This window comes from Streptomyces sp. NPDC051364, from assembly GCF_040682115.1.
GTDB lineage: Bacteria > Actinomycetota > Actinomycetes > Streptomycetales > Streptomycetaceae > Streptomyces.
Genome location: NZ_JBFBAH010000006.1, coordinates 185,707 through 209,455, shown reverse-complemented (window position 1 = coordinate 209,455; position 23,749 = coordinate 185,707). Strand labels below are relative to the sequence as shown.

The 23,749-nt window shown below is 72.9% G+C and carries 19 protein-coding genes and 1 pseudogene; 14 read left to right on the top strand and 6 right to left on the bottom strand.

Annotated features, from left to right (window positions below):
- Positions 1-49 precede the first annotated feature (49 nt).
- From AB0M76_RS15590 to AB0M76_RS15570, 5 genes are all read left to right on the top strand, one after another.
- Positions 50-2,785 (top strand): serine/threonine protein kinase, encoded by a 2,736-nt coding sequence (locus tag AB0M76_RS15590; protein WP_365953365.1) that lies wholly within the window; start codon positions 50-52, stop codon positions 2,783-2,785.
- Between the two features lie 124 nt (positions 2,786-2,909).
- On the top strand, positions 2,910-4,547 hold the full coding sequence (locus AB0M76_RS15585) for a serine/threonine-protein kinase (protein WP_365953364.1): 1,638 nt from the start codon (positions 2,910-2,912) through the stop codon (positions 4,545-4,547).
- Between the two features lie 107 nt (positions 4,548-4,654).
- Positions 4,655-6,283 carry a succinic semialdehyde dehydrogenase gene (locus AB0M76_RS15580; protein ID WP_365953363.1) on the top strand — a complete coding sequence of 543 codons (1,629 nt, stop codon included), beginning with the start codon at positions 4,655-4,657 and terminating at the stop codon, positions 6,281-6,283.
- Between the two features lie 184 nt (positions 6,284-6,467).
- Positions 6,468-8,255 carry a GMC family oxidoreductase gene (locus AB0M76_RS15575; protein ID WP_365953362.1) on the top strand — a complete coding sequence of 596 codons (1,788 nt, stop codon included), beginning with the start codon at positions 6,468-6,470 and terminating at the stop codon, positions 8,253-8,255.
- Between the two features lie 192 nt (positions 8,256-8,447).
- Positions 8,448-10,097, top strand: coding sequence for a peptidase (locus AB0M76_RS15570; RefSeq protein ID WP_365953361.1), 1,650 nt, complete (start codon positions 8,448-8,450; stop codon positions 10,095-10,097).
- 309 nt (positions 10,098-10,406) lie between these two features.
- Here the strand turns inward: AB0M76_RS15570 and AB0M76_RS15565 are convergent.
- The 3 genes and pseudogenes from AB0M76_RS15565 to AB0M76_RS15555 all read right to left on the bottom strand — a co-directional run.
- A pseudogene (locus AB0M76_RS15565) lies at positions 10,407-10,703 on the bottom strand (chorismate mutase); the annotation flags it as partial.
- Between the two features lie 142 nt (positions 10,704-10,845).
- Entirely contained in the window at positions 10,846-11,112 is a 267-nt protein-coding gene (locus AB0M76_RS15560) for a hypothetical protein (RefSeq protein WP_365953360.1), read from the bottom strand.
- 11 nt (positions 11,113-11,123) lie between these two features.
- Positions 11,124-11,318, bottom strand: coding sequence for a hypothetical protein (locus AB0M76_RS15555; RefSeq protein WP_365953359.1), 195 nt, complete (start codon positions 11,316-11,318; stop codon positions 11,124-11,126).
- 173 nt (positions 11,319-11,491) lie between these two features.
- Between AB0M76_RS15555 and AB0M76_RS15550 the strand changes: the two genes are divergently transcribed.
- The 6 genes from AB0M76_RS15550 to AB0M76_RS15525 all read left to right on the top strand — a co-directional run bounded on the left by AB0M76_RS15550 (position 11,492) and on the right by AB0M76_RS15525 (position 17,672).
- On the top strand, positions 11,492-12,238 hold the full coding sequence (locus tag AB0M76_RS15550) for a DUF6879 family protein (RefSeq protein WP_365953358.1): 747 nt from the start codon (positions 11,492-11,494) through the stop codon (positions 12,236-12,238).
- Between the two features lie 25 nt (positions 12,239-12,263).
- Positions 12,264-13,106, top strand: a complete 843-nt coding sequence (locus tag AB0M76_RS15545; protein WP_365953357.1) for a helix-turn-helix transcriptional regulator — start codon at positions 12,264-12,266, stop codon at positions 13,104-13,106.
- A 116-nt stretch (positions 13,107-13,222) separates the two neighbouring features.
- The gene (guaA, locus tag AB0M76_RS15540; RefSeq protein WP_365953356.1) at positions 13,223-14,815 is read left to right on the top strand and encodes a glutamine-hydrolyzing GMP synthase; all 1,593 of its coding nucleotides are present in this window, start codon (positions 13,223-13,225) and stop codon (positions 14,813-14,815) included.
- Positions 14,816-14,976: 161 nt separating this feature from the next.
- Entirely contained in the window at positions 14,977-15,744 is a 768-nt protein-coding gene (locus AB0M76_RS15535) for a class II aldolase/adducin family protein (protein WP_365953355.1), read from the top strand.
- A 140-nt stretch (positions 15,745-15,884) separates the two neighbouring features.
- Positions 15,885-17,150 carry a hypothetical protein gene (locus tag AB0M76_RS15530; RefSeq protein WP_365953354.1) on the top strand — a complete coding sequence of 422 codons (1,266 nt, stop codon included), beginning with the start codon at positions 15,885-15,887 and terminating at the stop codon, positions 17,148-17,150.
- Between the two features lie 18 nt (positions 17,151-17,168).
- Positions 17,169-17,672 (top strand): DoxX family membrane protein, encoded by a 504-nt coding sequence (locus AB0M76_RS15525; protein WP_365953353.1) that lies wholly within the window; start codon positions 17,169-17,171, stop codon positions 17,670-17,672.
- On the opposite strand, the gene AB0M76_RS15520 is transcribed toward AB0M76_RS15525, so the two are convergent.
- Both AB0M76_RS15520 and AB0M76_RS15515 read right to left on the bottom strand, forming a co-directional pair.
- Complete coding sequence (locus AB0M76_RS15520; protein WP_266626340.1) at positions 17,618-17,842, bottom strand: hypothetical protein; 225 nt, start codon at positions 17,840-17,842, stop codon at positions 17,618-17,620. The genes AB0M76_RS15525 and AB0M76_RS15520 overlap by 55 nt on opposite strands.
- The gene (locus AB0M76_RS15515) at positions 17,829-19,217 is read right to left on the bottom strand and encodes a PspC domain-containing protein (protein WP_365953352.1); all 1,389 of its coding nucleotides are present in this window, start codon (positions 19,215-19,217) and stop codon (positions 17,829-17,831) included. The genes AB0M76_RS15520 and AB0M76_RS15515 overlap by 14 nt, the downstream gene beginning before the upstream one ends.
- A 131-nt stretch (positions 19,218-19,348) precedes the next feature.
- Between AB0M76_RS15515 and AB0M76_RS15510 the strand changes: the two genes are divergently transcribed.
- The 3 genes from AB0M76_RS15510 (at position 19,349) to AB0M76_RS15500 (ending at position 22,548) form a co-directional block, all read left to right on the top strand.
- The gene (locus tag AB0M76_RS15510; protein ID WP_365953351.1) at positions 19,349-20,644 is read left to right on the top strand and encodes a PspC domain-containing protein; all 1,296 of its coding nucleotides are present in this window, start codon (positions 19,349-19,351) and stop codon (positions 20,642-20,644) included.
- Positions 20,641-21,333 carry a response regulator transcription factor gene (locus tag AB0M76_RS15505; RefSeq protein WP_266664623.1) on the top strand — a complete coding sequence of 231 codons (693 nt, stop codon included), beginning with the start codon at positions 20,641-20,643 and terminating at the stop codon, positions 21,331-21,333. The genes AB0M76_RS15510 and AB0M76_RS15505 overlap by 4 nt, the downstream gene beginning before the upstream one ends.
- 102 nt (positions 21,334-21,435) lie before the next feature.
- On the top strand, positions 21,436-22,548 hold the full coding sequence (locus AB0M76_RS15500) for an alpha/beta hydrolase-fold protein (RefSeq protein ID WP_266664622.1): 1,113 nt from the start codon (positions 21,436-21,438) through the stop codon (positions 22,546-22,548).
- Positions 22,549-22,554: 6 nt separating this feature from the next.
- On the opposite strand, the gene AB0M76_RS15495 is transcribed toward AB0M76_RS15500, so the two are convergent.
- Entirely contained in the window at positions 22,555-23,631 is a 1,077-nt protein-coding gene (locus AB0M76_RS15495; protein WP_365953350.1) for an NlpC/P60 family protein, read from the bottom strand.
- Positions 23,632-23,749 lie beyond the last annotated feature (118 nt).

The window sequence follows — 23,749 nt, the reverse complement described above, 5'->3', positions numbered from 1 at the left end:
GCAGCGGGGCCATGGGACACGTGCGCCCCCAGCACTCGGGGGAGGCGAAGTGGAGGACTACGCGGGCCGGATCCTGGCCGACCGCTACCGTCTGCCGCTGCCGCCGTCGGACGAGTACGAACTGGTCGAGACCCGCGCCTTCGACACCCGCAGCGGGCAGGAAGTCCTGGTACGGCAGGTGCCGTTGCCGGAGCTCGTGGATGCCGAGCTGCTGGACGGGGATGCGGCGGCCGGAGCCGGGGCGCGGGCCCCGATGGTGCCCGGGCGCCGGGCGGCGGGGGATCTGCCGGCCGTACGGAGGGCCATCGCCGCTGCACAGGCGGCCGCGTCCGTGCCGGACCATCCGCGGCTGGACCAGGTCTTCGACGTGTTCGCCGAAGGCGGGTCGCTGTGGATAGTGAGCGAGTTGGTGCCGGCGCGTCCGCTGGCCGCGCTCATCGCCGATGAACCGCTGAGCCCGTACCGGGCGGCGGAGGTCGCTGCGGACGTGCTGACCGCGTTGCGGGTGCTGCACGCGCATGGCTGGACGCACCGGAACATCACGGTCCGGACCGTGTTGATATGCGAGGACGGGAGGGTCGTGCTGACGGGGCTGGCGGCGGGTGCCGCCGAGGACGCCCTGTGCGGCTACGACCCGGTCCCGCCGAACCCCGGCGGATCCGACGCCTGGGCCCCGCCCGCCGCAGCGCCGCCCCCAGCCCCGCCCCGGGGCTGGGTCAAGCCCCCCGCGGCCTCCCCGAACCCAGACACCGGTCCGGGCCGGAACTCCGCGGCCCAGGCCCGGATGACACCGCCCCCGGCGTCACCGGACTCGGGCACGGACGTCTTAGCCGCCGGCCCGGGCCGGGGCACGGCACCGAACCCTGGCGGGGAGCAGGACTGGGGGACGCCGCCCGGTGCGGGACTTGCCGTACGGGGGTCCCAGGGCAGGGACCCGGACGAGCCGGCGGGCGGCGGGCGGGATGCCGGTCCGGGCGCGGGCGGTTATGCGCCCCTCGTGGCGCCCGGCTACGACACCGGACCGCGGTACTCCGACCACATCACCCCCGCGGCGACCGAGGAGCGGCCCGACCTCAGGGCGGCCGCCCGCGCCGGGGCCATCGCCGCGTACCGGGCGGGGGCACAGGCCGCCGCCGCGCGGGTCACCGAGCAGCGCAAGGGTGGCTCCGAGCCCGCGCCGGAGCCGAGGCCGCAGGGGTCGAACCTGCCGCAGGGGTACTCGTACCCCTACGGCGGCCCGGAGAGCGGTACGAGCGCGCCGTGGCACGGGGCCACCCCGCGCCGGCAGGCCGCCCTTCCGCCCGCCGAGCAGCCGGAGCCGGAACCCGAGCCCGAGTCGCAGCCCGACCCGGCGCCGCCCCGTCCCGCGCTGCCCGCCCAACTCGCCCTGCCCCAGGGCTACCACCAGGCCGACCCCCCGCCCCCGGCCTCGCCGCAGGGGACGGAGGGCCCGGACATGGCCTCGTACCTGCCCCCGGGCGAGCCCGGCCCCGTTCGGCAGAACGGGTCCGAGGGCACGGACACGGGCTCGTACGTGCTCCCCGGCGAGTCGGCTGCCCTGCTCCAGACCAGCCGGCCCAGCCGGCCCGGCCACGGCGGGGGTTGGGGCGGTGGGGGGATTCGGAGTGGCTTGGACGCCGAGCGGGCGCGGCAGACGCGGATGGCCGTCGTCGGGGCCGTCACCGAACGGTGGGCCCCCGAGCAGGCCGGGCCCGTCACCGGGCCCTGGCAGCTGGCCGCCCCCGTCGGGCCCGCCACCGACCTCTGGGCGCTCGGCGCGCTGCTGTACCGCGCCGTCCAGGGCCATGCCCCGTACCCCGAGGACAGCGTCACCGAGCTCGTCGAGATGGTCTGCGCCGAGTCCCCCGCCTTCGCCGAGGAGTGCGGCCCGCTGCGCCCGGTCGTGGAGTCGCTGCTGCGCCAGGACCCCACCGAGCGCCCCGACTTCGAGGAGCTCCGCGGCTGGCTGCGCTCGCTCGTACGGTCGGCCCCCGAGCCGGACGGCGGCCTCGGCGCGCTCCCGATGCCGGAGCCGGATCCCGCGCGGCTGCCCGTCGTACGCCGGCGGGGCGACCTGCACGGCCGGCACCGCAACCCCGCCCCCTCCCGCAAGCCGCGCTCGCTGGGGCGGATGCTGCTCGTCGGCATCCTCGCCCTGCTCGCCGGGACCGTGGCCTACGCCATGCTCTTCCTGCCCGGGGACGGGGACCAGGGGGATGCCGACGACAAGACCCCGGTGGCGCAGCAGTCTCCGTCCCCGTCCCCCTCCGCTCCGCCCTCGCCGAAGCAGAGCCAGACGCCCCAGACGCCCCAGACCGGGGCCCCCGCCCCCGCCCCGCCCGGCTACACCACCCAGCAGGACCCCGAGCACTTCGAGATCGCCGTCCCGGGCGGCTGGGAGCGGCGCGGTATGAACGAGGCCGGGCAGGTCCGCTACACCGACGGGGAGTACGTCCTGACCGTCGTCCCCGGCCGGGACAAGGTCGACGGCAACCCGGACCCGGCGACGTACCAGAAGGACAAGGAGCCGGAGCTGGCCCCGTACCGGTCCTCCACCTGGGCCAGCGGCGGCGACGTCAAGACCACGAAGGTCGGCAACCAGCTCCGCGTCACCGGCCGGTACACGTGGATCGACGGCAACGGCCGCAGCGTCGTCGCCCGGAATTTCGTCGTGGCGCTCGGCGGCAGCTACCACGTCGTCATGGTCACCGGTCCGCAGGACGGGGAGGGCAAGGTCACCGAGGTCTTCGAAAAGGCCACGGGGAGTTACAAATCAGGCGGCTGAGGCCGACTGACGGTGACTCAGTACGGCGATTGCGTCACAGTGCTGCCGGAACCGAGCCTTCACGGTTCCGGGAGCCCCGGGCGCTCCGTAATCTGGCCCGAAGTGCACAGAGTGGCGGGGTTTCGTGGAACAGCAGACAGGTGCGGGCGCGGTGCTCGCTGGCCGGTACCGGCTCGTGGAGCCCATCGGCAGCGGCGGCATGGGCAAGGTGTGGCGCGCGCATGACGAGCTGCTCCACAGGACCGTCGCCGTCAAGGAACTGACGGCGGGTCTGTACGTCGCCCAGGCCGACCGGGAGGTCCTGCACGCCCGGACGCAGAAAGAGGCCCGGGCCGCGGCCAGGATCCAGCACCCTGCGGTCGTCGTCGTCCACGACGTGCTGGAGCACGACGACCGGCCGTGGATCGTCATGGAGTACATCGACGGCCCCTCCCTCGCGGACGCGGCCAAGGCGGCCGGCCGGATCGAGCCCACCGAGGCGGCCCGGATCGGGCTGCACGTACTGGGCGCGCTGCGCGCCGCGCACGCGGTCGGCGTCCTGCACCGGGACGTGAAGCCCGGCAACGTGCTGCTCGCCAAGGACGGGCGGGTCCTGCTCACGGACTTCGGGATCGCCGCGATCGAGGGCGACTCCTCCATCACGCGGACCGGCGAGATCGTCGGCTCCATCGACTACCTGGCCCCGGAGCGGGTCACCGGCGGCACCCCCGGCACGGCCTCCGACCTGTGGTCGCTGGGCGCGACCCTGTACACGGCCGTCGAGGCCCGTTCGCCCTTCCGCCGCACCTCGCCCATCTCCAGCCTGCAGGCCGTGGTCAACGACGAGCCGCCGGCGCTGCGGCAGTCGGGGGCCCTGGGGCCGGTCATCACCGCCCTGCTGCGCAAGGATCCGGACGAGCGGCCCTCGGCCCAGGAGACCGAGCGGATGCTGATCGAGGCGATGGAGGGCCGGGAGCCGAAGGCGGCGCACGCGTACGTGCCCACCCGCGCGGTGACTCCGGAGGAGCTCGCCGACGCCGCCGAGGAAACGACGCCGGAGGCGGAGCCCGCTCCCGCCCCGGCCCCCGACCCGGCGCGCACCGCAGCCCTGCCCGAACAGCCCGGCCCCGCGCCCGCACCGGCGACCGCAGGCGGCGGCCGGATCAAGCGGGCCACCGCCGTCGCCCTCGTGGCGGCTCTGGTCGGCGGCGGCGCCGTCTTCGGCGTCCTGAAGTTCACCGGGGACGCGGAGGCGGGGAAGGACGGCGGCTCCGACAAGAACGCGAGCGCCCCCGACCAGCAGGACAGCGACGAAGAGGACGCCCCGCCCGCGGGCTACACCCAGGTCACCGACCCCACCGGCTTCACCCTCTTCGTCCCGGCGGGCTGGAAGCGCCAGATGGACGGCGACCAGATCGACTACACCCCGGACAACGGGAAGCACTTCATCCGGATCGCCGCCGACCCGACCCCGGACTACGAGACCCCGTACGCGCACCTGACCGACCTGGAGAAGCAGGTGGCGAAGCGGACGGACTACAAGAAGCAGCGGCTGAACCAGAACACCTTCCGGGACAGCACCCGGGCCGCGCTCTGGGACTTCAGCTGGACCGAGAAGGGCACGCACGCCGGACCGCGCCGGGCCATCGAGCAGATGTACGTCGCCCCGGACGGCACCGAGTACGCGATCTACATGTCGAGCCCCGTCGCCGACTGGAACACGACCCGCCAGCAGTTCGACGTCGTGCTCAGCGGCTGGGAGCCGCCCGCCGGGAAGCCCTGAGCTTTCCGGGCCGATTCCGTCATCCTGCCAGCGATCGCTGGCAGAAATGGCAAAATCCGGTTACCGACGGGTACCCAAAGCCCCGCAGGCGGAATACGCTCACCGCCATGACGGACTCGCAGGCCCCGGCCCCCCTCCGCAGCGCACCGCAGCCCACCAACCCGGTCGCCCCCGCCCCGGCCGGTGCCCGTACCGCCGCCGACGTGGTGACCCCCGACCTGGTCACCCGGCTCACCCGCGGAGTGATCGGCTCCGGCCGGACCGCCAACCACACCCCGTTCACCGGGGCCGAGCTGGCGGACCTGCCCGAGGCCACCCCCGAGGACGTGGCCGAGGCCTTCGACCGGGCCCGCGCCGCCCAGAGCGCCTGGGCCGCGGTCCCCGCACGCAAGCGGGCCGCCGTACTGCTGCGCTTCCACGACCTGGTCCTGGCCCGCCAGGCCGAGGTGCTCGACCTCATCCAGCTGGAGACCGGCAAAGCGCGCCTGCACGCCCACGAGGAGGTCCAGGCCGTCGCCATCGCCGCCCGGCACTACGGCCGCAAGGCCCCCGCGTACCTGCGCCCCAAGGGCCACACGGGCGCCATGCCCACCCTCACCAAGGTCACCGAGCTGCGCCAGCCGCGCGGGGTCGTCGGCCAGATCGCGCCCTGGAACTACCCCCTCGAACTGTCCGTCGGTGACGCGCTGCCCGCCTTCGTCTCCGGCAACGCCGTCGTCATGAAGCCCGACACCGAGACCGCGCTCACCGCCCTGTGGGCCCGTGACCTGCTGATCGAGGCCGGACTGCCCGCCGAGGTCTTCCAGATAGTCCTCGGCGACGGACCCGTCGTCGGCCCCGAGGTGGTCCGGCACGCCGACTACGTCTCCTTCACCGGCTCCACCCGCACCGGCCGCGAGGTCGCCCAGGGCGCGGCCGCCCGCCTCGTCGGGGTCTCGCTCGAGCTCGGCGGCAAGAACGCCATGCTCGTCCTGCACGACGCCGACATCGAGAAGGCCGCCGCGGGCGCCGTCCGCGCCTGCTTCTCCTCCGCCGGCCAGCTCTGCATCTCCATCGAGCGGCTGTACGTCCACGCCTCGATCGCCGACGCGTTCGTCGAGCGCTTCGCCGCCCGTACGAAGGCCATGCGGCTCGGCGCCTCCCTCGCATACGGCGCGGACATGGGCTCGCTGGTCGGCGAGCGCCAGCTGGAGACCGTCCAGCGGCACGTCGACGAGGCCGTCGCCAAGGGCGCCACCCTCGTCGCGGGCGGCACCGCCCGCCCCGACATCGGCCCGCTGTTCTACGAGCCCACCATCCTCGACGGCGTCGAGGCGCCGATGGCGGTCTGCGGCGAGGAAACGTTCGGCCCGGTCGTCTCCATCTACCGGTTCACCGACGAGGACGAGGCCGTCGCGCAGGCCAACTCCACCGCGTACGGGCTCAACTCCAGCGTCTGGACCAAGGACGCCCGCCGCGGCCACGCCGTCGCCGCCCGCCTGCGCACCGGCACGGTCAACATCAACGAGGGCTACGCCCCCGCCTACGGCAGCGCCCAGGCGCCCATGGGCGGTATGAAGGACTCCGGCCTCGGCCGCCGCCACGGCTCCGAGGGCATCCTCAAGTACACCGAGGCCCAGACCGTCGCCCACCAGCGGCTGCTGCCGATGGCGCCCTCGCTGGGCATGGACGATGAGAAGTACGCGGCGTTCATGACCCGCAGCCTCAAGGTCATGAAGGCTCTCCGTCTGCGCTGAGCGGTCTCGGGGAAGTGGGGCACGCCCCCGCGTCGCCCGGCACGGCACGTCGCCGCGTTGTCGCGGCACCCGAGTGCGCCCGGTACGGGGGCGCCGCTCCGCCGTGCGATCCACCGCACCGCACGACGCGCAAACGCACCCCACTTCCCCGAGACCGCTGAGACCCAACCGGGAGGCACAAGCAGTGTCGTACGACCACGATTACGACGTCATCGTCATCGGATCGGGCTTCGGAGGGTCGGTCTCGGCGCTGCGGCTGACCGAGAAGGGGTACCGGGTCGGCGTCCTGGAGGCGGGGCGCCGGTTCACCCGCGAGAGCCTGCCCCGCAACAGCTGGGACCTGCGGAACTACCTCTGGGCCCCGGCCCTCGGGCTGTACGGGATCCAGCGGATCCACCTGCTCGGAAACGTGATGGTGCTCGCGGGCGCCGGGGTGGGCGGCGGCTCGCTCAACTACGCCAACACCCTGTACGTGCCGCCCGCCGCCTTCTTCGAGGATCGGCAATGGGCGTCCATCACCGACTGGCGCGAGGAACTCGCCCCGTACTACGACCAGGCCAAGCGGATGCTCGGCGTACGCCTCAACCCGACGCTGACCCCCTCCGACGTCCACCTGAAGGCCGCCGCCGAGAAGATGGGCGTCGGGGACTCCTTCCACATGGCCCCGGTCGGCGTCTTCTTCGGCGACGGCGCGGACGCCGAGGGCGGCTGCGAGGCCCGCCCCGGCCAGGAGGTGCCCGACCCGTACTTCGGGGGCGCCGGCCCCGCCCGCAAGGCCTGCACCGAATGCGGCGAGTGCATGACCGGCTGCCGGCACGGCGCGAAGAACACCCTGAACGAGAACTACCTGCACCTCGCCGAGCGCGCCGGCGCCGTCATCCACCCGATGACCACCGTCACCGCGCTCGCCGAGCACCCCGACGGCGGCTACCGGATCCGTACCGTCCCCACCGACGCGCGCCGCCGGGGAATCGCCAAGGAGCTGCGCGCCCGGTACGTGGTCGTCGCGGCGGGCACCTACGGCACCCAGACCCTGCTGCACACCATGAAGGACAACGGGCTCCTCCCGCGGATCTCGGACCGGCTCGGGGAGCTGACCCGGACCAACTCGGAGGGCCTGGTCGGCGCGCAGACCGACGACCGCCGCTACCGTCGGCGCCCCGGCGCGGGCCCCGGCAAGGAGCAGCGCGCGGACTTCACCCGGGGTGTGGCGATCACCTCGTCCGTGCACCCCGACGCCGACACCCACATCGAGCCCGTCCGCTACGGCAAGGGCTCCAATGCCATGGGGTTCATGACCGTCCTCCAGGTGCCGTTCAGCAGGCACCGGGTCCGGGCCTGGTTCGCCAGGACCGCGAAGCACCCGGTGCAGCTGGCGCGCTCGCTGTCCAACCGGCGCTGGTCGGAGCGGACGATCATCGGGCTGGTCATGCAGTCGCTGGACAACTCGCTGACGACGTACCGCAAGCCCGGCGGGCTCGGGAAGGGCCTGCTCACCGCCCGCCAGGGGCACGGCGCGCCGAACCCGGTGCAGATCAAGGAGGCCACCGAGGCGGCCACCCTGCTGGCCGAGGAGATCAACGGCTTCCCGGGCAGCAACATCGGCGAGCTGATGGGCACCCCGCTGACGGCGCACTTCCTCGGCGGCTGCCCGATCGGCGCCTCCGCGGAGGAGGGCGTGGTGGACCCGTACCACCGGCTGTACGGGCACCCGGGCATCTCGGTGGTGGACGGCTCGGCAGTCTCCGCGAACCTCGGGGTGAACCCGTCGCTGACGATCACGGCGCAGGCGGAGCGGGCGATGTCGTACTGGCCGAACAACGGCGAGCAGGACCCGAGGCCGGAGCAGGGCGGGGCCTACGCCCGGCTGGCGGCGGTGGAACCCGCCCGTCCGGCGGTCCCGAAGGAGGCGTTCGGCGCGTTGCGGCTGCCTTTGCTGCTGCCGGTGCCGGAGGTTCCGAAGAAGGCGTGACACGTGTAGCGGCGGCAGGGTCTGCGCTCCCCCTCCGAGCGCAGAACCCGCCGCCGCGTACATAAGTGACAGGTGATCAGTCCGGATGGTTGCATGTGATGCCCGTCACGCCGCGAAGTGTGCAACTGTGACCCGCCCTCGGCGGTCTCGATCTTCATGGACAAGCGCATCTCCCTTTTGGCAGCTACGGGGTTGGCGACGCTGAGCCTCGGCGTGGCCGCCCCCGCGCTCGCCGCGGAACCCGCCTTCCCGCTCGAAGGCCCCTCCGCCCAGGTGCTCCAGCCGTACCCGGACACGGGCGCCCCGAAGGAGCGGAGCCTTCGCTACACCCTCGACTACGTGGGCCCCGGGAACAGCTTCCCGGGCGAGTTCACCGTCACCGTCGACCTGACCAAGGTCGCCGGGGTGGCGTCGGTCCGGCTCGACCCGGCCAAGCCCCGGCCGAACTGCACCGCGAGCGCCACCGCGATCGTCTGCAAGCAGCAGGGCCTGTCGGCCGGCAACCCGGCCGACAACCGCTTCGACCTGCTCGTCGCCGCCGCCCAGGGCAGCAAGAACGGCGCAAGCGGCGAGATCGCCATCACCGGGAAGGTGACGGGGGCGAGCGTCACGCCCGTCACCACCAAGCTGACCGTCGGCGGCCCCGACCTGCACCTGGGGGAGTTGAAGCCCAAGGCCGAGGTGACGGCCGGCGAGCAGCAGGACCTGCCGCTCGCCTTCGCGAACCGGGGCACGCTGCCCGCCAAGTCGGTGGCGCTGGAGCTGGACACCTCGGCCGGCCTCGAGCCGGTGGAGACGTACGACAACTGCCGGCGGCAGGACCACGGCGGTATGGGCGCCACCACGGTGTGCCTCGTCGAGGGCGAGTTCCTGCCGGGCGAGTCCTACCAGCTCGCCCCCGACTCCCCGCTGCACCTCAAGACGACCGAGCGCGCCTACCGGGACCAGCTGAGGTACGGGGTCGTCCCCGACCCGGCGCCCAGCAAGGACGCGCCCGATGACAAGCCGGCCACCGGCAAGAAGCTGAAGCTGGTCAAGGCGCCGGCCGCGGTGCCGGTCACGGACTCCAACCCGGACCCGCGGGACGCCAGGCACGCCGAAAACACCGACCTCAACCCCGGTGACAACCAGCGCAGCTTCGAGTTCACCGCCAACGGCGCCCGGGCCGACTTCGAGGCGGTCACCGCCTCGCCCTCCGGCAAGGTGGGCGACACGGTCGTGGCCGAGCTCGGCTTCCGCAACAAGGGCCCGGCCGTGATCAGCCACCTGCGCTCGGGCCAGAGCGTGGCCCGTACCGACATCGTCATGCCGGCCGGCGTGCAGGTCACCGACGTGCCCCGGAACTGCCGCGCGGTCAACGCCGACGGGAGCGACCGCGCGGAGCAGCTGGGCGCGCCGCGCTACTTCTGTGACGGCGGGCTGTTCGCGGACGTCCCCGGTACGTACGCCAGCCGGTTCGCGATGAAGATCGACAAGGCCGTGGCGGACGCCAAGGGCTCGGTCACCGTCGGCGAGCCGGTCGCGGGCGGCACCAAGCCGCTCGCCTTCGACCCGGTCGCGGGCAACGCCCAGGCCGCGTTCGTGGTCGAGGTCAAGGGCGGCACGAGCCCGAGCCCGAGCACCTCGGCCTCCGCGTCGCCGTCGCCGTCCGGGTCCGCGTCCGCCTCGGCGTCGGCCACGCCCTCCGCGTCGTCCTCCACCACCGCTGTCGGCGGTACGGGCGGCAACCTGGCCTCGACCGGCAGCTCCGTCGGCCCGGTCGCGCTGGGCGCGCTGGCGGCCGTGGCCGTCGGCGGTGCGCTGTACGTGGGGGTGCGCCGCCGGTCCGGCGGGCACGCGTAAGCGCCGGAAACACAGAGAACGGCCGGCTCGGGGCGTCCCCTGGGCCGGCCGTCCTTTTTTGGGGTGACCGGGCTGCTGTCCCCTGCCGTCCGGTCACGCGAAGGAGCGAGGTCCCACGACGCACGTCCCCGACGGGCCGTACGTCTCATCGCTCCGGCGGAGCCACGCGTGGTGCTCGGTCCCGCGCCTGGCTGACGCGGCCATCCACACCAACGAAGCCCGTCGGGGCCGGTCACGGTCCGGACGAGTGACGAACAGGCGTAAGAGGCGCGAGAGGCGCAGGCGCAGGCGCACGGGGCGGGGACGGCGTCAGACGCGGCCGCGGCACAGCTCCAGCAGGGTCATGGCGAGTGCGGTCCCGGGCTTCCCGAGGGCATCGCGCCAGTGCTCGAGCACCTCCATCTCGCGCGAGAGGTTTACCCGGCGGCCGCCCGAGGAGATCCGGGCCTCCTGGATGACGGTCGAGACGGCCATCCGCTCCTGGATCAGGCCGATGATCCGGTCGTCGATGGCGTCGATGCGCCGGCGGGAGTCGGCGATCAGCTGCGCGGGGGTGGTGGTCACGGTCATGTTCTTACTCCTGTGGGTAGTTCCGGCAGGAGCGGAAACGCCAGAGCGCCCCGGTCCTGTCGGACCGGGGCGCTCTGGGAAGTCAGCGGCTCAAGCGAGCATCACGAGGACCCATGGCGACCGGACCGGCCGGTGCCATAGGTAAAGAGGAAGCTCAGCTGCTTGCGCATGGAGTGGATTATGGCCGCCCGCCCCCGCCCGGGCCAACCCGGCCCGGATCGTGAGACGGCTCGGCGTCCCGGGTGACGCGCGCATGGTCGGTGAACACCCGGCGGAACAGGTCGTGGCCGGTCCGGCCCGTGTGCCGCAGCGCCCACTCCTGTGCCGCTCCCTGCTCGTCCTGCGGGCCCGACTCCGCCCCGCACCGGTAGGCGGCGCAGAACACCTCGTAGGTGATCCCGCCCTCGGGGGCATGCCGGATGGTGTGCGCTACGTACCGGAACACGCCGCGCGGGCTCAGCACCGGCTCCGCCCGCGGTGCGCGACGATCTCGACGTTGCAGTCCGACACCGCCGAGCGGTCCCCCCGCCGGTACGCCTCCGAACGCTGCCCGGCCAGCGCCGCACACACGTCACAGCCGACGGCCGGTCTGGGGGCGTCGAGGGGCAGGGAAAGGTGGACGGGCGGGCTCATGGTGGTCCGAGTTGCCATGAACTGGACGCTAGGACTGGCTTGTTGGATGGTGCCATCCGATGTTCTCGACTGTTCTCGTACGCCGGCCGGGTGTTCTCGCATGTTCTCGGATGGTCTCGGGTATGGACTATCGCGGCGATCGCGGTCCCATGAATGCTGGGCCTACCAGTTTCCGGCGAAAGGGTGTGACCATGGCGCGTCGACTGCGCTTCAACGGCACGGGATCAGTGGGTGGCGGCTGCCCGGCCGTCCACGAAGACCTGGACAGCCGAGAGGTCATCGTTCACGGAACCCCGCTCAGTGACCCTGAGGACATCGCGCAGCTCCAGCACCTGGGCGAGGGTGAAATCCCGATCGTGGTCCCGCGAGAGCTGCTGGTCGACTTCGGCCCCAAGGAAGTCGTCCGCGTGCCGCGCATCATCGACCTGGACGCGTTCGGGCGGCTCTTCAAAACCTTCGAGCACACCGCCTGGCGGCTGGAGACGCGGCGCCGCTTCGCCTCCGACGAAGCTGCCGAAACCTACGCCCAGTTCACGGCAGGTCTGCCCGTCGAGTGGGACTACGACGACGAGTGGTCACGCACCATCCGGTCGCAGACTTCCCAGGGAAAGCGGGTCGAGCGCGTGCGGCTCGTCGACGACCCGCCGACGCCCGGGCAGCTGTACCTGCTCGACAACGCCAAGCGCAACTGCGCGGTGGGGGAGGACATCCGAAACCTCTCGCGTGCGGAAGCGAACCGTCTGCGCCTGCCGGCTGAGGATTTCTGGATCTTCGACTCCCGATTCGCCGTCCTGCTCAACTTCGACGACGACGACAACCTGCTCGACGTCGAGCTGATCACCGAGCCGGCGGAGGTCAACCGCTACGCCCAGGTACGGGACGTTGCTTGGCATTACGCCGTGCGGTACGAGGAGTTCGCCGCGGGCCTGACCGGATGACCAGACCGCGAAGTAGCGTGTCCTGGTGAGCACAGACTTCCAGGCGGCGCGAGCCGCCCTCGGCGCCAGGCTCCGGGACCTGCGGGTCTCGGCGCCTGGCGGCAGGCTCACCGGGACACAGCTCGCGGACCGGCTCGGCTGGCCGCACTCCAAGATCTACAAGCTGGAGAACGGCCGCCAGACCGCGACCGCTGAGGACCTCAAGGCATGGGCCGAGGCGACCGGTCAGCCCGGCGCCGCCGGCGAACTGCACGCGCGTCTCGGCGGCCTCGAATCGCACATCCGCTCCTGGCGCCGCCAACTGGCTTCGGGCCACCGCGTGGTGCAGGACGCGATCACCGCCGAACACGCCCGCACCAGCAATCTGCGCATCTGGGAGAACTGCGTCGTCGCGGGCATGCTCCAGACAGCCGACTATGCCCGCGCGGTCTTCACCCGGCACGCCGAACTCATGCAGTCGCCTCGGGACACCGAGGACGCCGTGCGTGCACGGGTCCGCCGTCAGGAAGCGCTGTACGACTCCGACAAGCGGCATCTGATCATGATGTGGGAAGGGGCGCTGCACGCCCGGGTCTGTCCGGCGTCGGTCCTGGCGGCGCAGCTCGACCGGCTGCTGAGCATCATCGGCCTGGACACGGTCGAGCTGGGCGTCATCCCCTTCACCGCGCCGTTGAAGATCCACCCTGGGAACGGGTTCTGGATCTATGACGAGCGGCTGGTGATCGTCGAGGACTGGCACGCCGAGCTCTGGATCGACGACGCGGGCGGCGTCGCGACGTACCTCCGGGTGTGGAACACCCTGCGGGAGTCCGCCGTCTACGGGGCCGACGCCCAGCGGGTGATCGGGGAGGCGCGGCGGGCGCTGTGACCGGGGTGTCGCGGGACGTCACCGTGACGTGGGCCTCGGATGGTGCGACAAAGTGGCGGCCGGCGCCACCGGTAGAATCGACAAAACAGCCACCTCTTCCGCCGGAAGGCCGCCCCGTGCCAGAAGCACCCTCCGCCGCCCACGACAGCGCCCCGGACACGGTTCTCGTCGTCGACTTCGGCGCCCAGTACGCCCAGCTCATCGCCCGCCGCGTCCGCGAGGCTCGGGTCTACAGCGAGATCGTGCCCAGCACGACGCCCGTGGCCGAGATGCTGGCCAAGAACCCCAAGGCGATCATCCTCTCCGGCGGCCCGTCCTCCGTCTACGAGGAGGGCGCCCCGCGTCTGGACGAGGCCCGCGCCCTCTTCGAGTCCGGGGTCCCGGTCTTCGGCATGTGCTACGGCTTCCAGCTGATGGCGACCACCCTCGGCGGCACCGTCGACAACACCGGCGCCCGCGAGTACGGCCGTACGCCGCTCGCCGTCTCCAAGGCCGGCTCGACCCTCTTCGAGGGCACCCCCGAGAACCAGTCGGTGTGGATGTCCCACGGCGACGCCTGCTCCGCCGCCCCCGAGGGCTTCACCGTCACCGCGTCGACGAACGTCGTCCCGGTCGCGGCCTTCGAGAACGACGAGAAGAAGCTGTACGGCGTGCAGTACCACCCCGAGGTGATGCACTCCACGCACGGCCAGCAGGTGCTGGAGCACTTCCTCTACCGCGGCGCCGGCCTCGAGCCCACCTGGACCACCGGCAACATCGTCGAGGAGCAGATCGCGGCCATCCGCGAGCAGGTCGGCGACAAGCGCGCCATCTGCGGCCTCTCCGGCGGCGTGGACTCCGCGGTCGCCGCGGCCCTCGTCCAGAAGGCCATCGGCTCCCAGCTGACCTGCGTGTACGTCGACCACGGCCTGATGCGCAAGGGCGAGACCGAGCAGGTCGAGAAGGACTTCGTCGCCGCCACCGGCGTGCAGCTGAAGGTCGTCGACGCGCAGGAGCGCTTCCTGAGCGCACTCGCCGGCGTCTCCGACCCGGAGACCAAGCGGAAGATCATCGGCCGCGAGTTCATCCGCGTCTTCGAGCAGGCCCAGCTGGAGATCCTCCAGGAGGACGGCCCCGCGGTTGCCTTCCTGGTCCAGGGCACCCTGTACCCGGACGTCGTCGAGTCCGGCGGCGGCACCGGCACCGCGAACATCAAGTCCCACCACAACGTGGGCGGCCTCCCGGACGACATCGAGTTCGAGCTCGTCGAGCCCCTGCGCCAGCTGTTCAAGGACGAGGTCCGGATGGTCGGCCAGGAGCTCGGCCTGCCCGACGAGATCGTCCAGCGCCAGCCCTTCCCGGGCCCCGGCCTCGGCATCCGCATCGTCGGCGAGGTCACCAAGGACCGCCTGGACCTGCTCCGCGAGGCCGACGCCATCGCCCGCCACGAGCTGACCGCGGCCGGTCTGGACCGCGAGATCTGGCAGTGCCCGGTCGTCCTGCTCGCGGACGTCCGCAGCGTCGGCGTCCAGGGCGACGGCCGCACGTACGGCCACCCGATCGTGCTGCGCCCCGTCTCGTCCGAGGACGCCATGACCGCGGACTGGACGCGCATGCCGTACGAGGTGCTCGCCCAGATCTCCACCCGCATCACCAACGAGGTGCCGGACGTGAACCGCGTGGTCCTCGACTGCACGAGCAAGCCCCCGGGCACCATCGAGTGGGAGTAGTCCCCACGCGCCGCCCGTGACGAAGCCGCCGTTCCCCCCGGGGAGCGGCGGCTTCGCCGTTGGTATGGCCTGTTGCGGGAGCCGCCGGTACCTTGCGCCGCGAGCCGAGCCGAGCCGAGCCGAGCCGAGCCGAGCCGAGCCGAGCCGTCGAAGGAGCGCCCATGGCCCAGCAGCCCGCACTCGCACCCGCACCCGTCCCGGTGGACCGGCTGCGGTTCTCGATGCCGCCCGTGCACACCGGGGCGGCCGAGGAGCGCGCGTACCGCAAGGAGCGGCTGGCCGGGGCGCTGCGGCTGTTCGGGCGGCTCGGGTACGAGGACGGGGTCACCGGCCATGCCAGCGCGCGGGACCCGGAGTTCGAGGACTGCTACTGGGTGAACCCCTTCGGGCAGGCCCTGTCCGCACTCACCGCCGACGACCTGCTCCTCGTCGACGGGGACGGACGCGTGCGCCGGGGGGACCGGCGGGTCAACGAGCTGGCCTTCGCCGTGCACGCGGCCGTGCACCGGGCCCGCCCCGAGGCCGTCTCCGTGGTGCACACGCACGCCCCGTACGGCAGGGCGCTGGCCGCGCTCGGGGAACTGCTCGCCCCGATCAGCGAGGAGGCCTGCGCCTTCTACGAGGACCACGCACTCCTGGACGGGTTCGCGGGGCCGGAGGACTCGGGGAGGATCGCCCGCGCCCTGGGCCCGCACAAGGCGCTGGTCCTGCGCAACCGCGGGCTGCTGACGGTCGGCGACTCCGTGGACGCGGCGGCCTGGTGGTTCGTCGCGGCGGAGCGCGCGGCGCAGGTGCAGCTGATCGCGCGGGCCGCCGGAAAGCCGGTGCCGGTCGACCACCGCAGTGCGCTCGCGGCGCGGGAGCGGTTCGGCTCGGATCTCGCCGCCTGGGTCAGCTACCAGCCCCTCTGGCAGACCGTCGCCCCGTGACGCGGGACTGGGCCGGGCGGGTGACGTCAACATCATGAACGGTTAATCACCTGCTCTGACATCGTGCGCAATCCGGAGCAGTGCCGCAGTGGTGCACAATTCGCTGGCATTGCACCGTAGTTCAGAGAGGCGGTACGCACGTGGCTGTCCAAGAGATGTCCCGCAGCACCCACGGCGGCACCTGCACCTGTGACGACTGCCCGCACGGCGCGCAGGAGGGGCACCGGCGCGCGGTCGCCGCGTTCACGGAGAAGAGGGACGAGTTCGCCGCGGGCCAGGGCCTGCCGGCGGCGGTGGCCCGGTCCGCCGGGGCGTCCCGGCAGTGGGTCTCCGACGAGCTGACCCTGTCGGCCCGTACGGTCGCCGACCGGGGCCGGGAGGCCGGCAACTCCTGGCTGTACCTGTTCTCGCGGCGGGCCGTGCTCGCCGTGTGGATCGCCGCCGGGGTGCTGCTGCTGGTCCAGGTCGGCACCGCGCTCGGCACCGGCTGGTCCGCGGCGCGCACCGCCGGGCTGCTCGCGGCGGTGGTCCTGGCCGGGCTGCTCACGGTCGCCGCCCGCGCCCAGTCGGTGCGCGGCGGGCTGCTCGCCCCGCTGGTCGGGGAGGACAACCGGCTGTCCACCTCGAAGGCGGTGCCGAGCGCGTGGGTGGTGCTGACGGCGTTCGCCGCGCTGCTGCCCGCGCTGCGGCTGGCGGCCTCCTCGCCCGGGCCGGAGCGGCAGGCGCTGTACGCGGGGCTGGCGCTGGGGCGGGCGCTGCCGCTGCTGGCGGTGGTCGCGCTGACCTCGGCCGTGGCGGTGCTGGTGCGCCGGGTGGTCACCGTACGGATCATGGCCCAGCGGATGCAGAAGCTGCCGGCGGACCGGCCGCGCGGGGTGGACCTGCTGACGGACGACGCGGGCCGCGGGAGTTTCCCGGACGCGCAGTACGTGCTGGTCTCCACGGTCGTGCTGGCCTTCGCGGCGGTGTCGATGGCCCGGTTCCCGGACCGGCTGCCGCGGCTGCCGTGGGCGCTGGCCGTGCTGGTGGCCCTGTCGGCGGCGGTGTACCTCGCGGCGAAGTACGCGGAGGTGACCCGTCCGCTGGTGCTGTCGGTGGTCCGCAGACGGGAGCCCGGCGACTTCGACGCGGCCATCCGGCCGGGCGACGACATCGAGATCCGCGGCGTGGGTTTCGTACCGCCGGGGGCGCAGACGCCGGAGATGCTGGCCCGGCTGGTCGTACGGGTCGGCGCGGTGCACGTGCACGTGCCGCTGGTGCCGGTCGCGGGCGGTTTCACCAACCCCTCGGACTCGGTCCTGACGGTGCCGGTCCCGGCGGAAGTGGAACCCGGGCGCATCGACGTCCAGGTGGTCACGGCCGCCGGAGTGGAATCCAACCGTTGCACCATCGACGTGGCCGAGTGAACGGGGTACACATGGGGCGTGACCCGAACTGATGTCCCTTCCGCCGCCCCGGCCGGACTGCGGGAACAGGCCGCCCGGTACGCCCTGCTGCCGCTGCGGATCTTCCTCGGCGTGACCTTCGTCTACGCGGGCTTGGACAAGCTGACCGACTCCGCGTTCCTGTCCGCCTCCGGCCCCGGATCCATCGGCGAGCTGATGCACGGCGTGCGCGACACCTCCGCGATCCCCGCCCTGGTGGACTGGGCCCTGCTCTCGCCCGTCGGCTTCGCCGTGGTGCTCGCCATCGGGGAGCTCCTGGTGGGCCTCGGGGTCCTGGCCGGCCTGCTGACCCGGATCGCGGCCACCGGCGGAGCGCTGATCTCGCTCAGCCTGTGGCTCACGGTGACCTGGCAGGTGTCCCCGTACTACTACGGCAACGACCTGATCTACCTGATGGCCTGGATCCCGATGATCCTGGCCGGTGCTCCCTACCTGTCGCTGGACTCGGTGATCCGGTCGCGCCGGTCCCGGCGTACGGCGTAGGTCACCACCCCGACCAGCGCGGCCAGGCAGAGGCCGCCCATGGTCATCGGGATGACCAGGAACCAGGGCAGGTCGGCCTCGCCGGTCGCGTCGAGCAGGTACAGCACGCCCGCGGCCACCAGGACCAGGCCGGCCAGCAGCCGTCCGGGCTGGAACTCATGACGCCGCACGGGCCACCTCCACCTGTCCCACACCTGCGTTCAGGTGCAGCTCGATCGTTCCCCCGGCCTCGGTGCCGGCGGGCGGCCTGAGGGTCGCCTGCTGGGTTTCGCCGCCGCTCTTGATACGTACTTCCTGGCTGGTGTCCCCGGGCAGCCTGATGTCGCCCAGCTTCACCGAGACGTCGGCCTGCGCCGTGACCTCGCGGGGCACGATCACCTTGAGCCGGCCCGCCTCCGCGGTGGCGCGGACGGACAGGGTGGTGCCCTTCGGCACGTCCAGTCGGCTCAGGTCCAGCGTGGCGAGCCCGGTGCCCGCCGTGTACAGGGGTTTGACGTCGGCCACCGCGGCCGGCCGCCAGGCCACGGCCTTCCAGTCGGTGCCGATCTCCCGGGGCAGCCCGGAGGCCCCGGCGAGCAGCCCGGCGGTGATCATCGCGAGCAGGACGGTGCCGAAGCCGGTGCGGCCCTTGACCGAGCTGACCGCGAGGCCGAGACCGAAGACCGCCAGGGCCGAGGCGAGCCCGATCTGCAGGGCGTGCGAGAGGGTGCTGCCCTGCCAGACCGAGGCCGTGGCGGCGCCCCCGGCCAGCAGGGCCAGTACGAACACCCGGCCGCCGATGCCGCCGCGCGGGACCCTCGGGACGGCGGCCCGCTCGGGCGCCACCGCGGCCTTGCCGCCCGCGGTGTCCGGGACGGCGCCGGCCTCGGCGGAGTCGTCCGGGCCCCACAGGTATCCGGTGGCCCCGACGGGGCCGGTGGTGCCGTCCTTGACCAGCGGGTCCCGCCACCAGGAGGGGGCGCCGGGCACGGGCGGAGCCTGGGTCTCCGGCGGGCCCGGGCGGTGGGCCGCCTGGGGCTCCGCCTCGGGGGCGGCGGTGCTGCGGCGCCGCTGCGACCAGTACGAGGCCCCGCCGAGGGCCAGGATGACCAGCACGGAGAACACGGCCAGTCCGCCGTTGTCCAGCATCGACAGGAACAGCGCGCAGCCGACCAGGGCCGCGAACACCGCGGCCAGGGTGGCGCCCTCGACCCGGCCCGTCAGCAGCTTCTTCGCCTCGCTGTCGTCCTCGCCCTCCACCGGCAGCAGCAGCCAGGCGAAGCCGTAGAAGATCAGGCCGACGCCGCCGGTGACCGCGAGGACGCCGAGCACGATCCGGAAGATCGCCGGGTCCAGGTCGAAATACCGGCCGAGGCCGCCGCATACGCCCGCGAGGACCTTGTCGCGCTTGCTGCGGCGCAGGGGCGGCCGGTCGGCGCGATCGGCGGCGCGGTCTGCGGGCCGGTCCGTAGGCCGGTCCGCGGAGTGGCTGCCCGCGGCGGGCTCGCCCGGCGGCGGTGCCGTGCCGGCACCGGCCGGCGACGGCGGGGAGTCGTGCTTGGTCATGGATCCATGGTGACGGGCCGCCGCGCCCCGCGGCACCGGGCCCGACCCTGGCACAACCCTGATATCCCCCCTACAGAACTGGGGGGATGCCCTGATGCCCCGCGCGCCGCGCGCGTGTGACCATCAGGAACATGCCCGTTTCCGCCGCCCCCCGTCCCCCGCACGCAGCAGACGCCGACGAACCGCCGCAGCGCAAGCTGTACCGCAGCGCCGACGGCCGGATGCTCGGCGGTGTCGCGCGCGGTCTCGCCGGACACCTCGGGCTGCCCGTCATCTGGGTCCGGCTCGCCTTCCTCGGCCTGTTCATGTGGGGCGACGGGCTGGGCGTGCTGCTCTACGCCGCGTTCTGGGTCTTCGTACCGCTGGGCGTCGGCGGGCGCACCGGCCACCGCTCCTTCTTCGAGACCCTCCCGGACGGCACCCGGCGCCTGCGCAAGCCCGACAAGGGGCAGATCACCGCGCTCATCGCGCTGTGCATCGGCGCCGGGATCTTCATCGCCAAGGTCCAGGTCGGCGGCGCTTCCGGGCGCTACGTGTGGCCGACGCTGCTGGTCGGCGCCGGCGTGGTCCTCGTCTGGCGGCAGGCCGACAACGCCCGCCGCGCCCACTGGGGCGCCGCCGGCGGGCGCAATGCCCGCCTCCTGCAGATGGCCCGAGGGTTCGCCGGGGTCGCGCTGGTCGGCGTGGGCCTGACCGTCTTCATCGTCGTACGCGGCTCCGCGGCGCAGCTCGGCAACGTGCTCACCGCAGCCCTCGCCGTCCTCGTCGGCACCGCCCTGCTCGCCGGGCCCTGGCTGATCCGGATGACCCAGGACCTCTCCGAGGAGCGCCTGATGCGCATCCGCGCCCAGGAGCGCGCCGAGGTCGCCGCCCACGTGCACGACTCGGTGCTGCACACGCTCACCCTGATCCAGCGCAACGCGGAGGACGTGGGCGAGGTGCGCCGCCTCGCCCGCGCCCAGGAGCGGGAGCTGCGGAACTGGCTGTACAAGCCGGAGGGCACCGGCAAGGACGAGGCCGAGGAACCGGCCACCCTCGCGGAGGCCGTCAAGAAGACGGCCGCCGAGGTCGAGGACCACCACGGGGTCCCGATCGAGGTCGTCGTGGTCGGCGACTGCCCGCTGGACGAGAAGCTCGCCGCACAGATCCAGGCCGCGCGCGAGGCGATGGTCAACGCCGCCAAGTACGGTGGCGAGGGAGGGCCGGTGCAGGTGTACGCCGAGGTGGAGGGGCAGACGGTGTTCGTGTCCGTACGGGACCGGGGACCGGGCTTCGACATCGACGCGGTACCGGACGACCGCATGGGCGTACGAGAATCGATCATCGGCCGGATGCAGCGCAACGGGGGGACCGCACGGCTGCGGTCCGCGCCCGACGGCGGCACGGAAGTCGAGCTGGAGATGGAGAGGGCGGCGAACGCAGCATGACCGAAGAGACCGGCAGCGGGGGAGTGGCCAGGAACGTTCGGGTGGTGCTCGTCGACGACCACCGGATGTTCCGTACGGGCGTGCAGGCCGAGATCGGCGAGACCGCGCGGACCGGCGTCGAGGTCGTCGGCGAGGCGGCCGACGTCGACCAGGCCGTCACCGTCATCACCGCAACCCGGCCCGAGGTGGTCCTGCTCGACGTGCACCTGCCCGGCGGCGGCGGGGTCGAGGTGCTGCGGCGCTGCGCCCCGCTGATGTCGGCGGCCGAGGACCCGGTGCGGTTCCTGGCCCTGTCGGTGTCGGACGCGGCCGAGGACGTCATCGGGGTCATCCGGGGCGGCGCACGCGGGTACGTCACCAAGACCATCACCGGGACCGACCTGGTGGACTCGGTCTTCCGGGTGCAGGAGGGCGACGCGGTGTTCTCGCCGCGGCTGGCGGGCTTCGTGCTCGACGCGTTCGCCTCGACGGACGCGCCGCCGGTCGACGAGGACCTGGACCGCCTCACGCAGCGCGAGCGCGAGGTGCTGCGGCTGATCGCGCGCGGGTACGCGTACAAGGAGATCGCCAAGCAGCTCTTCATCTCGGTGAAGACCGTCGAATCGCACGTCTCGGCGGTGCTCAGGAAGCTCCAGCTCTCCAACCGGCACGAGCTGACCCGCTGGGCGACGGCGCGCCGCCTGGTCTGAGTACGCACCGGTCCGAGCAGGTGCGGGTCTGCGCGCGTGTGACCCACGCCGCAGGGGGCGGGGGCAACCGCGCGGCGTCACGCGGCACTCTTGGGTGGCGTGATGAGCTTGACCGGGATCCCCCTCTTCGCGACGGCGATCGCCCTCACGGCGATCGCCGTCGTCCTGCCGCTGGCCGTGTGGAGCAAGGTGCGCGGCCCCGCCGCCGTACGCGTGTCGACCCGCGCCCTGATGGTGGTGTTCGCCCAGGTCACCGCCGTTGCGCTGGTGTTCATCGCGGTGAACCGGCAGGAGACCTTCTACAACTCCTGGGGCGATCTGCTCGGCACCGGCAAGTACGTCACCGCCGCCCCCGACCTGGGCCCGGACGGGCTCGGCGGGAAGAAGGCCACGGAGGTCAAGGCGGAGCCGAAGGTGCTCCAGGAGTTCCAGCCGGTCGACGGCCTCGGCGGCCGGGTCAAGAAGACCGAGCTCAACGGCAAGATCTCCGGGGTCAAGGGCGAGGTCATGGTGTGGCTCCCGCCGCAGTACGACGACCCGGCGTTCAAGAACAAGAAGTTCCCCGTGGTCGAGCTGATCCCGGGCATACCGGGGACGGGCAAGTCCTGGTTCCAGGGGCTCAAGGCGCACGAGGTGCTGGAGCCGCTGATGAAGAGCGGCAAGGTGCAGCCGTTCATCCTGGTCTCGCCGCGCGCCATGCTGCTGGGCAACGGCGACACCGGCTGCGCGAACATCCCCGGCAAGGTCAACGCGGACAGCTGGTTCAGCGTCGACGTCCGCAAGATGGTCGTCGACAACTTCCGGGCGTCGGACGAGGCCCGCACCTGGGGCGTGGCCGGGTACTCGGCAGGCGCGTACTGCGCCGCCAAGCTCGGCATCCTCCACCCCGACCGCTACAGCGCGGCCGTCTCCCTGTCCGGCTACAACGACCCGGGCCAGGAGCCCACCTCGCTGGTCGCCCAGGACCCGGAGATGCGGCGCACCCACAACCTGAAGGCCCTGCTCAAGGCCGCGCCCACGCCGCCGGCGGTCGCGCTGTGGATGTCGGGCGCCGAGCAGGACGGCTACCTTTCCGGCACGGACCTCAAGGCCATCGCGCAGAACCCGACCACGGTGCACGCCGAGAAGGTGGTCGGCGGCCACAACCTCGACTCGTGGTCGAAGCAGATCCCGCAGACCTTCGGCTGGCTGAACACGCAGGTCAAGGCGCCGTAGGGCCCCTCACGCCGGGCGAGCGGCGCCGGCCCAGGGCATCGAGTCGATCGGGGCCACGCGGACCGTCGAGCCGGGGCGGGGGGCGTGGATCATCTGGCCGTTGCCGATGTACAGGCCGACGTGGGTGACCCCGGAGTAGAAGAACACCAGGTCGCCGGGGGCCAGCTGGTCGCGCGAGACGCGCTGTCCGGCGTTGATCTGCGTGTAGGTGGTGCGCGGAAGGGAGACCCCGGCCGAGCGCCAGGCCGCCTGGGTCAGCCCGGAGCAGTCGAACGAGCCCGGTCCCGTCGCGCCCCACACGTACGGCTTGCCGATCGCCCCGTACGCGAAGGCCACCGCGCGGGCGGCGCGCGTACCTCCCCCAGCTACCGCTGGGAGGTGCCCCCATTCAGGCACCGGCGGGGTCGTGGCCCGCGGACCGGCCGGGGCCGCGCCGGCCGACTGCGCCTCGTACGCGGCGCGCTGCTCGGCGGTGAGCTTGGCCAGCAGCCGCCTGGCGGCGGCGAGCTTGCCCTCGACGGTGGCCTTGTACTCGGCGAGTTCGCCCTCGCGGGAGCGCAGGTCGGCGAGCCGGCCGGCGGCCCGGTCCCTCAGCTGTCCGACCTCGTCGAGCTGCCGCCGTACGGAGGAGATCTCGGCGGCGCTGCGGTCGCCGGTCCGGGTGAGGAACGAGGCCCGGGCCAGGTACTCCTGCGGGTCCGCGGCCAGCGCCAGCTGCATGGCGGGCCCCAGGCCGCCGCTGCGGTACTGGCCGGCGGCCAGGGAGCCGAGCGCCCTGCGGGCGGTGTTGAGCCGGTCGGTCTTGCGGGCCGTCTCGTCGCGCAGCCCGTCGAGCGCGCGCTGGGCCTCGTCGGCCTTCTCCTTCGCCCCGTTGTACCGCTCGGTCGCCGCCTCGGCCTCCTCGTAGAGCCCGTCCACCTCCGTCTTCACCTGGGAGGGCGTCTGCTGGGGGTCGGCCTGCGAGGTGCCTTCGAAGGCGGTGGCGGTGGCAGCGCCCGCGAGGGCGAGCGTGGCGGCGGTCCGTACGGTGCCGCGGGAGAGCGGGTGGAGCGGGCGCTGCCTGGGCTTTCGGTGACTGGCCACGAGGGCCTCACGTCCTTCCTCGCTCGGGAGCTCGGTGCTTGGAGGAGGACGCTAGACCTGAAGGTAACGGTCGGATGACGAGATGATCGCAAGTGCCCTGACGTGACCCGACGTGACC